Raw genomic sequence first — 12,690 nt, 5'->3', positions numbered from 1 at the left:
CGCCGGAAGCTTTCCGGCGGGCCCGTTCGCGCGTGGCGGTCAGATGCCGGCGGCTGCGGCCAGGTCCCGCTTGACGGCGTCCAGCAGCGCGGCGGCGCGGTCGCGGGTGGCCGCGAGGTCGGCGGCGGTGGCGACCGGGAGGACGACCTCCAGGTAGCACTTGAGCTTGGGCTCGGTGCCGGAGGGGCGGACCACGATGCGGGCCGAGCGGACGGCCTCGCCGGCCAGGTAGTAGCGCAGGCCGTCGGTGGGCGGCAGGTCGGCGGAGCCCTCGCTGAGGTCGTCGGCGCGGGTGACGGTCAGGCCGGCCAGGACGGTCGGGGGCTGCTCGCGCAGGCGGCGCATGGCGTCGGCGATCAGCGAGAGGTCCTGCACCCGGACGGACAGCTGGTCGGTGGCGTGCAGGCCGTGCTCCAGCGCCAGGTCGTCCAGCAGGTCGGACAGCGTGCGGCCGGACTTCTTCAGGGTGGCGGCGAGTTCGGCGACCAGCAGGGCGGCGGTGATGCCGTCCTTGTCGCGGACGCCCTGCGGGTCGACGCAGTAGCCGAGCGCCTCCTCGTAGCCGTAGCGCAGGCCCTCGGCGCGGGAGATCCACTTGAAGCCGGTCAGCGTCTCGGCGTAGCCCAGGCCCGCCGCCTCGGCGATCCGTCCGAGCAGTGTGGCGGAGACGATGGTGGTGGCGAAGGTGCCCTCGGCCTTCTTGGAGACCAGGGCCGCGCCGAGCAGCGCTCCGACCTCGTCGCCGCGCAGCATCCGCCAGCCGGCCGTGCCGTTGCCGCTGCCGGCCGCGTTGCCGCTGGTGGGGACGGCCACCGCGCAGCGGTCGGCGTCCGGGTCGTTGGCGATCACGATGTCGGGGCCGACCGAGGCGGCGGTGCTGAAGGCGAGGTCCATCGCCCCCGGCTCCTCCGGGTTGGGGAAGGCCACGGTCGGGAAGTCCGGGTCGGGCTCGGCCTGCTCGGCGACGACGGTCGGCGCGGGGAAGCCGGCCCGGCGGAAGGCGGCGACCAGGGTGTCGCGGCCGACGCCGTGCATCGGGGTGTAGACGACGTCGAGGTCGCGCGGGCTGTGCGGGTCCACGATGGACACGGCGCGGGTCAGGTAGGCGTCGACGACGTCCTCGCCGAGCACCTCCCAGCCGTCCTCGGCGCGCGGGACCTCGTCCAGCGAGCCGATCGCGTCGATCTCGGCGGCGATCCCGGCGTCGGCCGGCGGGACGATCTGCGAGCCGTCGCCCAGGTAGACCTTGTAGCCGTTGTCCTGCGGCGGGTTGTGGCTGGCGGTGACGGTGACGCCGGCGGCCGCGCCCAGGTGGCGGACGGCGAAGGCGAGCACCGGGGTCGGCAGCGGGCGCGGCAGCAGCGCGGCGCGCAGGCCGGCGCCGACCACCACGGCGGCGGTGTCGCGGGCGAAGTCGTACGACTTGTGGCGGGCGTCGTAGCCGATGACGACCAGGTCGCCGAGGCCCTGCTCCTTGACGTACGCGACCAGGCCGGCGGCGGCCCGGATCACCACGGAGCGGTTCATCCGCATCGGCCCGGCGCCGATCTCACCGCGCAGTCCGGCCGTGCCGAACTGCAGGCGGTCGGCGAAGCGCTCGGCGAGCTCGGACCAGGCGAGCTTGCTGTCCGACTCGGCCTCGGGGCCCTCGGCCCGGGCCAGCAGGGCGCTGAGCTCCTCGCGGGTCTGCGGGTCGGGGTCCTCGGCCAGCCAGGCCCGGGCCCGGGCGAGGAGGTCGGTGGTGGGTGCCTGCGTCATGGCTGCCAGCTCCATCGGGAAGTGCGTCTGTGTGTCGGCCGGAGGGTTCGCTGAGACCGGAGGGTTCGCTGAGACCGGGGTTCCGCAAGGAAGGGGTCGAGCACGCGGACGGGGCCCACGGGTGGCGTTATCAGCGGATCACGCCGCCCGTGGGCCCCGTCACTCATGCATTCTGCGCCTGGTGGGCGTCAGATCCGCTCAAGGACCTTCGCCAGCAGCTCGCCCATGCGCTCGGCGGAGGCCTTGCCGGCCTCCAGCACCTCTTCGTGGTTGAGCGGCTCGCCGGTCATGCCGGCGGCCAGGTTGGTGACCAGGGAGATGCCGAGCACCTCGGAGCCGGCCTCGCGGGCGGCGATGGCCTCCAGGGTGGTGGACATGCCGACCAGCTCGCCGCCGATGACCCGGGCCATGTTGACCTCGGCCGGGGTCTCGTAGTGCGGGCCGCGGAACTGCACGTAGACGGCCTCGTCCAGGGACGGGTCGACCTCGCGGCAGAGCGCGCGCAGGCGCTTGGAGTACAGGTCGGTGAGGTCGACGAAGTTGGCGCCGACGATCGGCGAGTCCGCCGTCAGGTTGATGTGGTCGCTGATCAGGACCGGCTGGCCGGGGGTCCAGCCCTGGCGCAGGCCGCCGCAGCCGTTGGTCAGCACGATGATGCCGCAGCCGGCCGCGGCGGCGGTGCGCACGCCGTGGACGACGGTGGCCACGCCGTGGCCCTCGTAGTAGTGGTTGCGGCCGAGGAAGATCAGGGCGCGCTTGTCGCCGATCTTCACCGAGCGGATCGTGCCGGCGTGACCGGCGACGGCGGGGGCGGGGAAGCCGGGCAGGTCGGTGACCGGGAACTCGGCCACGGTCTCGCCCAGGGCGTCGGCGGCCGGCACCCAGCCGGAGCCCATCACCAGGGCGACGTCGTGCCGCTCGGCACCGGTCAGCTCGCGCAGGCGCTCGGCGGCGGCCTGGGCGGCGGCGTAGGGGTCGGCGGAGACGACCGACTGAGGAGAAGCGTTCACGGGTCCGAGGATAGACGGGAATCGGCTACGCGCGTAGAAAATCTGGCGCGGCATGCCGGATCGTTACCCGGTTGACCCGAAAGCACAGCTCGGTGGCGCCGTCCGGGTGACCTGCTTTGTCGCTTCCCACACAGCGGGCATTCCACGCACCGGGCGTTCCGCGCGTCCCGCCCTCGCGGCCGCCCCGGATTTCCGGGCACCCCGCTTTCCGGACACCCGGCGTTCCCCGTCCGCGCGGACCCCGCGCGGTTCAGAGCCGTTTCGCGCTGCGCAGCCCCTTCGCGTACATGCCGTTGTCGTCGAGCCGGGCCGTGCCGCCCTTGTCGCCGAAGGTCGGGCCGTCCGCCTCCTCCCGGCTGGAGATGTAGCGGGGGTGGCCGTCGGTGTCCAGGCCCAGGTAGATGCCGGTGTGGTCGAGCCGGGCGCCGGTGCGGGCGTCGATCTCGAAGAACACCAGGTCGCCGGGTTGCAGCGGGTCGATCGAGACCGGGCGCAGGGTGGTGTCCGAGCCGGCGGCGGTCGCCAGCGGGATCACCGGGACACCGGGGCCGACCCGGGCCAGGCCGTTGGCGGTGCGGGGCAGGCCGGGGCCGGCCGCGTCCTTGGAGAGCAGCGGGTAGCCGGAGCGGTATCCGTACACCATCCGGACGAACCCCGAGCAGTCGAAGGAGCCGAAGCGGGTCCTGTCGGGCTGCCGGGTCACCTTGTCGGCGAACGTGTACGGAACGCCGAGGTAGTCGAAGAAGTCGGTCTGCTCCAGGCGCAGGTCGTTGCCGGCCGAACCGTTCGGATTGAGCGGGCCGAAGGAGGCGTCGCCCTTGAAGCGCACGCCCTTGGCGTCCTTCTCGGCGGGCGCCCCGGCCACGTACTGGGTGGCCGCCGCCAGGACGTCGTCGGCGGTGGAGCCGAGCGACTGCTGGAACCAGGTGCGGAACCAGGCCTCCTGCTCGGCGCCCGCCTTCCAGGGCTGCGGCATCAGCCGGACCCAACTGTCGGTCACCACCGTGGCGGCGGTGGTGACCGGCTCGGCGAAGGTGCGGCTGGGGCCGGCCAGGACGGCGGTGCGGGCGCCGTCGCTCAGCGTGGCGACCACCCCGCCGCGGTCGTCCCGGACCACCGTGCGGTCCGGCCCGGCCAGCCGCTCGTAGCGGTACCGGGCGGGCGGGGCCGTGCCGGCCGGGGTCCCGGCGGCGGGGCCCGGCACGGCGGCGGTGATCAGCGGCGCGTTGCTGCCCGCCGACGGCTGCCGGTCGCGGTCCCGCAGCTGGACGGTGAGGTAGCCGCCGGCCGCCAGCAGGGTCACGGCGAGGCCGCCGCTGAGCAGGGACGTGCGGGTCACTGGCATGGGGGTTCCCCTCGGGATCAGGTGCCGGGCAGGGCGCCGAGCAGGACGCCGGCGGTGAGGACGACGTAGTTGGCGAGCGTCACCGTGCCGGTGGCCATCAGGGTGGCCGCCCGGGGCTGGCGGACCAACTGGTAGGCGATCAGGCCGGGGACGATGAAGCCGAGGGTCTGGTTCGCGTACAGGGTGGGCAGTTCGCGCTGCAGGACCAGCATCACGGTGGCCTGCAGCAGCACGCCGATCAGCACCACGGCGGCGAACAGCCGCTTGCCGTAGAGGATCACCAGCTTCTGGACCACCCGGATGGCGAGGTAGGTCAGCACCGTCACGCCGATCACGATGGCCACCCGCTGGAGGGACTCGACCAGGGTGAGGGCCAGCCAGCCGGGGGTGATCATGCCGCCGGGGGAGAGGTTGGTGGTCAGGTAGCAGACCAGGGAGAAGACCAGGCCGAGCGCGATGCCGATGGCGGCGATCTCGGGGGTGAGCTCGGTGGGGATCACTGCTGGTCTCCGTAGGGCGCGGCGGTGCGGTGGTGGGGGTCGTACCAGGAGTCGGGGAGCGGCTCAGGGCGGTACACCGGCTCGGCGTGGGGAGCCTGTCGGGCGTGCGGTGCGTGGCCGGGGTACGGCGCCTGCCCGCCGTACGGGGCCCGGCCGGGGTGCGGAACCCGGCCCGGGTACGGGCCCGGATCGGCGTACGGGTCCGGATCGGCGTACGGCGCGGTCCCGGTGGGGTGGAACGGATCGGCGTGGTGCGCGGGTCCGGGGCGGTCCGGCTCCGGGTAGAGCGGTTCGGGCTCGTGGTACGCGTACTCCGGTACGCCCGGCCCGTCCGGCGACTCGTCGGGTTCGAGCCGGGCCAGCTCGTCCAGGAACAGCTCGCCCTGGCCGTGGATGTTGCCGACGGCCACCAGCGAGGAGTCCGGCCCGAGTGCGGCCAGCAGCTCGGCGGTGAGCCGCTCCGGGTCGCGCTTGTCGCCGCCGAGGTCGACCACCCGGCCCGACCAGCCGGCCGGGATGCCGTCGCGGGCGCTCCTGGTGGGGTGGCCGATCAGGAAGACCGTGTCCGGGTCGAGGTCCGGGACGATCTGGCCCATCTGGCCGTTGCGCTCGACCCGGTCCGGGCGGCAGTTGATCACCACGTTGAGCGGGCGGTGGATCGCGCCGAGGTCCTCCAGCTGGCGGACGTTCATCAGCGTCGACTCGGGGTCGTTGGCGGCGAAGACGTTGGCGAAGCGCAGCCGCTTGCCGTCGGCGGTGCGGTAGCGGTCGACCGACAGCACGCCCGGGTCCGGCGGGGCCGCCCACATGCCCTGCAGGGCGGTCTGCCGCTCCACGCCGAGGAGTTCGGCGACGGCGAGGGCGATCGCCACGTTCTCCTTGAAGGTGAACCAGCTGAACCCGCGCAGCTCCTCGTCGGTGACCGTCTCCGGGTCCACCACGATCAGCCGGCAGTCCCGCCTGGCCGCCTCCTCGCGCAGGATGTGGGCGCGCTCCTGCTCGGCGGTGACGCACACCCCGCCGACCGGCATCGAGCGCGACAGCGAGCGGGCGACGTCGTCCAGGGTCGGGCCCATCTCGGCCAGGTGGTCCTCGCGGACGTTGCAGAGCACGCCGATGGTGGAGCGGATCAGCTTGGTCTGGTTGACCTCCTGGAGCGCCGGCATGACGGCCATGCACTCGATCACCAGGGCGTCCGGCCGGTAGGTGGCGGCGCGGCGGACGATGCCGATCTGCTCCACCACGTTGGCGATGCCGAACTTGCGGTAGACCGGTTCCTCGGTGGCGTCCGGGTGGATGAACCGGGCCGCGGTGCCGGTGGTCTTGGCGACCGTCACCAGCCCGCCGCCGCGCAGCGCGCCCGCGCACAGCCGGGTGATCGAGCTCTTGCCGCGGATGCCGTTGACCAGGACCCGGGTCGGGATCTGCTCCAGCGCGGTGAAGTGCCGCCGCTGTTCGACGATGCCGGCCACCAGCAGCACGGTGCAGCACACCAGCAGCACGACGTAGAGGAAGAGCACGGGAGATCCTTCGGGCGGGGGCTCAGCGGGCGGTTTCGGGAGTCCGGCGGACGGCGCGCTCGGCGAGCTCGGCGCGCACCAGTTCCTGCCGGACCAGCTCCAGGCTGCGGGCGACGGCGCCGACCTCGTCGTGGTGGACGGGGTAGAGCACGGTGCGGCGGTCCCCGGCGGCCAGCGCCTCGGCGCTCGCGGCGAGGCGGCGCAGCGGCAGGCCGACGGCGATGAACAGCCAGCCGAGGCAGAGCGCGGCGGCGGCCAGGCCGAGCATGCCGGCCAGCACCGCGCGGCGGTCGGCCCGGTTCTGGTCGAGGTGCAGCCAGGCCACCGGATGGGCGGTGACCACGGACCAGCCGAGCTTGGCGACGCTGCCGTTGCCGCCGAGCGGGGCGGCGGCGAGCAGGGAGGGGTCGCCGCCGTCGCGGAGCACGTCGGCGGTGGCGGACTTCCCGGCGTCGGCGAGGACCGTCCGGGCCCGGCCGTCCGGCAGTTCGCCGAAGGAGCTGTAGCCCTCGTTGGCGGCGAGCACCCGCTGCCGGCCGTCGACCAGCCAGACCCGGCCGAGGCCGGGCCGGGTCAGCAGACCGCCGAGGAAGTCGGTCTTGAACTCGCCGACCAGGACGGGCCCCTTCGGCTCCGGGGCACCCTCCGCCTCGGCGTCGGCCGGGGCGGCGGTGAGGGCCGCGCGGGCGGCGATCCGGGGCTCCTTGCCGGAGCTGTTGAGCAGCAGGACGCCGCTCGGGCCGAGGGCCTCCGGGCCGGTGCGGTGCGGGGTCTCGCCGGCGTGGGCGAGGACGCCGCCGTCGGCGCCGAGAACGTACAGCGAGCGGTAGCGGTCGTGCTCGGCGAGGGTGTCGCGCAGCAGGGTCTCGGCCTTGCCGACGGAGGCCTCGGAGAGCGCGGGGGCGACCGAACGCAGGTCCGCGTAGCCCTCGTTGAGCGCCTGGCGGATCCGGTCGGCGGCGGTGTCGGTGCGGTCGCGCTGGCCGGCCACGACCTGGGTGGGCACCCGTACGGTCGGGTCGTTGCCGCCGAGGAACAGCAGCGGGCCGGACCAGCCGAGCACCAGGACGGTGCAGAGCGCGAGCGGCAGGGCGGTGCCGGGGCGGCGCCCGCGGGCGGGGGCGGCGGCGGGCGGACGGGACGGGTCGAGGAGCTGGTGGCGCAGTTCCTCCAGGGCGCGGGCGATCCGGCCGGTCTCGCCCCGCTTCGGGCCGCGCACGGGTTGGTCCGGCCGGTCGCCGCGGGTGAGCCGGCGGGATTCCAGGAACAGGCCCAGCAGCGGGCGCTGCAGGCTGCGGACCAGGTACCAGGCGAGCAGCAGGGCCAGGACGAGCAGGGCGCCGGCGGCGGCCAGGCCGAGCATGGGGTGGCGCAGCCTGCCGGGCTTGCCGTCGACGGTGCTGGTGGAGACCACGGTCAGGCCGAGCGGGGCGGCCTGGTCGTGCCCGCCGGGGGCGGCGACGGCGGCCCAGCCGGCGACCCGGCGCTCGCCGTTGGCGTCCGCGGCGCCGGCCAGGCTGCCGGAGGCCGTCTCGCCGGGGGCGGGGTGCTGCCGGGCGGCGCGCTCGCGGGCGGTGGTGACCAGCTTGCGGTCGCCCTCGGCGGGGAGCGCGGCGCCGGTGGTGTCCAGGACGGCGCCGGTGGCGTCGAGGACCTGGATGGTCTGTTCCTTGCGGGTGGCGATGCCGGGCAGCCGCAGGTTGTCGGAGGCGACCAGCAGGGCGCGGCCGTCGGCCTTGGTGGTGACCAGTGCGAAGGTGAGCAGCCGGGTGCCGGCGGTGGAGGGCACCAGGACGGGCGCGGGCGCGGTGTCGGTGACCTTGGCGAGGTCCAGACCGGCCAGCGGGACGGTCTCGCCGCGGGCGGCCAGCAGCCGGCCGGTGTCGGGGCGGACCACCACCGTGCCGCGCCACTTGTGGTACGCCTGGCCGAGCGCGGTCAGCACGGCGGAGGGCTCGGCGGGCGCGTTCTCGTAGCGGGCGGCGGCCCGGCGCAGGTCGGTGGCGCTCTCGTGCAGTCCGGCGCGCAGTGAGGCGGCGGTGTCCTCGGCGGCGTACTGGTGGGACTCGCGGACGGCCTGCGGGGTGTCGTCGACGCGCAGTCCGCCGACGGCCAGGGCGGTGATCGCGGCGACCGCGACCAGCAGGACCAGCAGCAGCGCGATGGGCGGGCGGATGCCTCCGAGCAGCGGCATGTCGGCCCGGCGGCGGTAGCGGTGCTGCCGCGGCGGGGTGGGTGCCGTGCTCACGGGGGCCTCGTTCTCCTCCGGGCTCGCCGTGGCGGCTCCCGGGGTCGGCAGCCGGCCTTCCCGGTCAAGCAATGATCAAGAATTGGTCAAGCCGGAACAGCGTACGAAAAGGTTTCGCAAAAGTTGTCACATATCGGCTTCGATCCGATGTCCCTTGCATCTCGATTCCGCCGGACCCGGCGTGGATCATGGCGGTGGTGGTCGACGCGGTAGGTTCGACCGCCATGGAGACTCGGGGTTCGCGACGCTCGCTGCTGCTGCCGGTGGCGGTGCTACTGGTGCTGGCGGCGCTCGCCGGGGTGCTGACCCTGGCCGCGCGCGGACGGGCCGAACCCCCGCGGGCGGTCCGCCCCCTGCCCTCCGGACCGGCCCCGGTGGACCTGGCGTCCCGGGTGGACGACTACACCGCCGACTTCGCGGCCGACGGCCTGTACACCGCGCCGGACGCGGCCCAGCGCCGGGCGGTGGCCGACGGCGTGCTCGGCGCGCTGGACGGGCAGTCCGAGCAGGCCGGGAAGGCGCTGGCCCGGGCCGGCTACCGGCTCACCGAGTTCACCGAGGCCGCGACCGGCCGCCGGGTCGCCGAGATCGCCGACATCACCGCCACCGCCGGGAGCCGCGGCTGGGGCCGGGTCTACCTGGACCTCTCGGCCCGGACGAACTGGTCCGTGCAGGTGCCGCACCCGGTGTCGGACGCCCGCACCGAGGCGCTCGGCGTGGAACTGTTCCGGGCCGCGCCGGGCGGTGTGCTGGTGCTCGCCGGGGCGCACCGCCGGGCCGGGGCCGACGGCTCCTCGGACGTCGCGCACCGCACCGACACCGTCTTCGCGGCCGTGGTCGAGGCGCTCACCGGGCGCGGACTGCCCGGCATCCAGGTGCACGGCTTCGACGAGGGCAGCCTGCCCGGGCAGGACGCGGTGGTCTCCGGCGGTGCGGGCCAGGCCGGCCCGGCCGCCGAACTCACCGCCGCCTCGCTGGGGCGGTCCGGGTACGCGGTCTGCCGGGCCTGGCGGGAGAAGTGCGGGCAGCTGGGCGGCACCACGAACGTCGAGGGCCGGTTCGCGGCCGGTGTCGGGGTGCCGTGGCTGCACGTCGAGCTGGGCAACGGGCTGCGCACCGAGCCGGCCCGGCGCGCGGTGGTGGCCGGCGTCCTGGCGGAGACGGCGCGCAGCTGGGGCCCGCGGCCCTGACGGGCCCGCCCGGTCAGCAGGGGCGGCGGCGCAGGTCCATGACGTAGTCGTGCGGGGCGCCGGCGCTCTCGGCGGCGTCGGCGACCAGGCCGAGGTAGCGGGCCGCGGGCAGGCCGCCCTCGTAGTCGTTGAGCACGTACGTCCAGACCGGGATGGAGCCGTCCAGGGTCTGCGCGCGCAGCTTGATCTTGCGGTAGATGCCGAGCTGGACGCCCTCCCAGCGGTCCAGGCCCTCCTCGTCCACCGGCGAGACGTCGTACAGCGAGACGAAGACCTGGTCCTTCTCGTCCTCGACGACGGTGGCCAGCGAGCCCTCCCAGCCGAGCTGCTCGCCGCCGAAGGTGAGCCGCCAGCCGTCCAGCCACCCCGTGCCGCGCAGCGGGGAGTGCGGGGCTCGGCGGGTCATCTGCCGGGCATCGAGGTTGGTGGCATACGCGGCGTAAAGGGGCATGGGGGCCAGCGTAGCCGGGGTGGCGCGCGGACCGGGGCGACCGGGCGAACGGGCGGAGCCCGGACCCCGGCGTGGCGGCGCTCCCGGCGTACGGGACAATGGTGAGCGTGACTCGGATCGTGATCATCGGTGGCGGACCCGGCGGCTACGAGGCGGCCCTGGTCGCCGCACAGCTCGGCGCGGAGGTGACCGTCGTCGACCGCGACGGTCTGGGTGGATCGGCGGTGCTCACGGACTGCGTTCCGTCGAAGACGCTGATCGCGACCGCGGAGGTGATGACCACCTTCGACAGCTCGTACGAGGAACTCGGCATCCTGGTCGCGGACGACACCCCGCCGCTGGAGCAGGCCGCCCGGGTCATCGGCGTGGACCTGGGCAAGGTCAACCGCCGTGTGAAGCGACTGGCGATCGCGCAGTCCCACGACATCACCCAGTCGGTGACCCGCGCCGGCGTCACCGTCCTGCGCGGCCGCGGCCGGCTCGGCACCGGCGGGCAGGCCGCGGACGGCTCCCGCGAGGTCCTGGTGGACGCGCCCGACGGCACCGTGCACGCGCTGCGCGCCGACGCGGTGCTGATCGCCACCGGCGCCCACCCGCGCGAGCTGCCGGACGCCCAGCCGGACGGCGAGCGGATCCTGACCTGGACCCAGGTGTACGACCTGGAGGAGCTGCCCCGCGAGCTGATCGTGGTCGGCTCCGGCGTGACCGGCGCCGAGTTCGCCGGCGCGTACCAGGCGGTCGGCTCCAAGGTCACCCTGGTCTCCAGCCGCGACCGCGTGCTGCCGGGCGAGGACCCGGACGCCGCCGAGGTGCTGGAGGACGTCTTCCGGCGCCGCGGCATGAACGTGATGGGCCGTTCGCGCGCCGAGTCGGTGAAGAGGATCGGCGACCGGGTCGAGGTGACCCTGGCCGACGGCAAGGTGATCGAGGGCACGCACTGCCTGATGGCGGTCGGCTCGATCCCCAACACCTCCGAGATGGGCCTGGAGGAGGCCGGGATCAAGCTCAACGACTGGGGCCAGATCCAGGTCGACCGGGTCTCCCGCACCACCGCCCCCGGCGTGTACGCGGCCGGCGACTGCACCGGCGTCTTCATGCTCGCCTCGGTGGCGGCCATGCAGGGCCGGATCGCGATGTACCACGCGCTCGGCGACGCGGTGCAGCCGCTGAACCTCAAGACCGTGGCCTCCAACGTCTTCACCGACCCGGAGATCGCCACCGTCGGCTACACGGCGGCCGACGTGGAGTGCGGCAAGATGGACGCCGTCGTGGTCAAGCTCCCGCTGCGCGGCAACCCGCGGGCGAAGATGCAGGGCATCCGGGACGGCTTCGTGAAGCTGTTCTGCCGTCCGGGCACCGGCATCGTGGTCGGCGGCGTGGTCGTCGCCCCGCGGGCCAGCGAGCTGATCCACCCGATCTCGCTCGCGGTGGACGCCAATCTGACGGTCGAACAGGTGGCCAGCGCCTTCACCGTCTACCCGTCCGTCTCCGGCTCGACCGCCGAGGCCGCCCGGCAGCTGCACATCCGCAAGCGGGCCGACGGCGAATCCTGAGCGTCCGGCGCGCAGTTGAGGGGCGGCTGCCGACCGGCGGCCGCCCTTCGCGCATGATCGACCGTCACCCGGACGGCGGGCGCAGCCCCGGGCTATTGACGGCGCGAATTGTACGGTCACGCGCCGCTCGTGCGTGAGCAATTCCCGCTACTAGCTGCAAACGCCTGAAAGCAGACGGTCACGCAGGTTACCGTCGGTTCTGTGTTTGCTGCAGAACGTCGCCAGTTGATCCTCGAAATGGTGCGCGCCAACGGAGCGGTCTCGCTCCGGGAGTTGGCCCGCGTCGTCCAGACCTCCGAAGTGACCGTGCGCCGTGACGTGCGGGCGCTGGAGGCAGAAGGGCTCCTCGACCGCCGGCACGGCGGCGCGGTGCTCCCCGGCGGCTTCAGCCGCGAACCCGGTTACCCGCAGAAGACCCACCTGTCGGCGGCGGAGAAGAGCGCCATCGCGGACCTCGCCGCCGGCCTGGTGGAGGAGGGCGACGCGGTGGTGGTCGGCGCCGGCACCACCACCCAGGAGCTGGCCCGCCGGCTGGCACGGGTGCCCGGTCTGACGGTGGTCACCAACTCGCTGCTGGTCGCCCAGGCGCTGGCGCACGCCAACCGGGTCGAGGTGGTGATGACCGGCGGCACCCTGCGCGGCTCCAACTACGCGCTGGTGGGCAGCGGCGCGGAGCAGTCGCTGCAGGGGCTGAGGGTCACCAAGGCCTTCATCTCCGGGAGCGGGCTGACGGCCGACCGCGGCCTGTCGACCGCGAACATGCTGTCCGCGAGCGTGGACCGGGCCATGGTGCTGGCGGCCGCCGAGGTCATCGTCCTCGCCGACCACACCAAGCTCGGCGCGGCCGGCATGTTCCAGACCGTCGCCACCGAGACGATCACCCGGCTGGTCACCGACGAGCAGGCCACCGCGGACGACGGCACCGCCCGCGAGCTGGACGCCCTGGCCGACTGCGGGGTGCAGATCGACCTGGCGCCGATCGGGGCGGCCCCGAGCGGCGACGCCCCGGTGCACGGCACCGGCAGCGGCCCCGTGCACCAGACCCAGCCCGGTCCGATGGCCCGCCGCACCGGCCCGCCCCCCGGCGGCGCGCCGCTGCCCGGCCAGCGCCGCCC

10 protein-coding genes are annotated in these 12,690 nt (G+C 74.4%); 3 read left to right on the top strand and 7 right to left on the bottom strand.

Going from position 1 to position 12,690, the window contains the following annotated elements; genetic code table 11:
• Positions 1-39 precede the first annotated feature (39 nt).
• The 6 genes from ACFV04_RS41275 to ACFV04_RS41250 all read right to left on the bottom strand — a co-directional run bounded on the left by ACFV04_RS41275 (position 40) and on the right by ACFV04_RS41250 (position 8,381).
• Positions 40-1,758 carry a phospho-sugar mutase gene (locus ACFV04_RS41275; protein ID WP_380536230.1) on the bottom strand — a complete coding sequence of 573 codons (1,719 nt, stop codon included), beginning with the start codon at positions 1,756-1,758 and terminating at the stop codon, positions 40-42.
• 188 nt (positions 1,759-1,946) lie between these two features.
• A complete protein-coding gene (locus tag ACFV04_RS41270) occupies positions 1,947-2,768 on the bottom strand; it encodes a purine-nucleoside phosphorylase (protein ID WP_360265310.1) in 822 nt (273 codons plus the stop codon).
• A 250-nt stretch (positions 2,769-3,018) separates the two neighbouring features.
• Positions 3,019-4,113 carry a C40 family peptidase gene (locus ACFV04_RS41265; RefSeq protein WP_380536228.1) on the bottom strand — a complete coding sequence of 365 codons (1,095 nt, stop codon included), beginning with the start codon at positions 4,111-4,113 and terminating at the stop codon, positions 3,019-3,021.
• Between the two features lie 17 nt (positions 4,114-4,130).
• A complete protein-coding gene (locus ACFV04_RS41260) occupies positions 4,131-4,613 on the bottom strand; it encodes a poly-gamma-glutamate biosynthesis protein PgsC/CapC (RefSeq protein WP_380343994.1) in 483 nt (160 codons plus the stop codon).
• Positions 4,610-6,133 carry a poly-gamma-glutamate synthase PgsB gene (pgsB, locus tag ACFV04_RS41255; protein WP_380536227.1) on the bottom strand — a complete coding sequence of 508 codons (1,524 nt, stop codon included), beginning with the start codon at positions 6,131-6,133 and terminating at the stop codon, positions 4,610-4,612. Before pgsB ends, ACFV04_RS41260 begins: the two co-directional genes overlap by 4 nt.
• Before the next feature lie 22 nt (positions 6,134-6,155).
• Entirely contained in the window at positions 6,156-8,381 is a 2,226-nt protein-coding gene (locus ACFV04_RS41250) for a HAMP domain-containing protein (RefSeq protein ID WP_380536225.1), read from the bottom strand.
• 224 nt (positions 8,382-8,605) lie between these two features.
• Here ACFV04_RS41250 and ACFV04_RS41245 point away from each other — a divergent pair, with 224 nt between their 5' ends.
• Complete coding sequence (locus ACFV04_RS41245) at positions 8,606-9,571, top strand: hypothetical protein (RefSeq protein WP_380536224.1); 966 nt, start codon at positions 8,606-8,608, stop codon at positions 9,569-9,571.
• A gap of 13 nt (positions 9,572-9,584) precedes the next feature.
• On the opposite strand, the gene ACFV04_RS41240 is transcribed toward ACFV04_RS41245, so the two are convergent.
• Positions 9,585-10,022, bottom strand: coding sequence for a gamma-glutamylcyclotransferase (locus ACFV04_RS41240; RefSeq protein ID WP_360265308.1), 438 nt, complete (start codon positions 10,020-10,022; stop codon positions 9,585-9,587).
• Positions 10,023-10,120: 98 nt separating this feature from the next.
• Here ACFV04_RS41240 and ACFV04_RS41235 point away from each other — a divergent pair, with 98 nt between their 5' ends.
• Complete coding sequence (locus ACFV04_RS41235; protein ID WP_380343983.1) at positions 10,121-11,575, top strand: NAD(P)H-quinone dehydrogenase; 1,455 nt, start codon at positions 10,121-10,123, stop codon at positions 11,573-11,575.
• 201 nt (positions 11,576-11,776) lie between these two features.
• Positions 11,777-12,690 (top strand): DeoR/GlpR family DNA-binding transcription regulator (locus ACFV04_RS41230; RefSeq protein WP_380536222.1); only part of this gene is annotated, 914 nt, incomplete at its 3' end.

It is taken from the genome of Kitasatospora sp. NPDC059599 (genome assembly GCF_042735125.1).
In the GTDB taxonomy this organism is placed as follows: domain Bacteria; phylum Actinomycetota; class Actinomycetes; order Streptomycetales; family Streptomycetaceae; genus Kitasatospora.
This window is presented reverse-complemented; position numbering and strand designations above follow the sequence as displayed.

What these genes read in the sequence shown, in the direction of transcription:
- ACFV04_RS41265 (WP_380536228.1), bottom strand. Translation starts at nt 4,113, where the DNA reads ATGCCAGTGACCCGCACGTCCCTGCTCAGCGGCGGCCTCGCCGTGACC.
- ACFV04_RS41240 (WP_360265308.1), bottom strand. Translation starts at nt 10,022, where the DNA reads ATGCCCCTTTACGCCGCGTATGCCACCAACCTCGATGCCCGGCAGATG.
- ACFV04_RS41275 (WP_380536230.1), bottom strand. Translation starts at nt 1,758, where the DNA reads ATGACGCAGGCACCCACCACCGACCTCCTCGCCCGGGCCCGGGCCTGG.
- ACFV04_RS41245 (WP_380536224.1), top strand. Translation starts at nt 8,606, where the DNA reads ATGGAGACTCGGGGTTCGCGACGCTCGCTGCTGCTGCCGGTGGCGGTG.
- ACFV04_RS41235 (WP_380343983.1), top strand. Translation starts at nt 10,121, where the DNA reads ATGGTGAGCGTGACTCGGATCGTGATCATCGGTGGCGGACCCGGCGGC.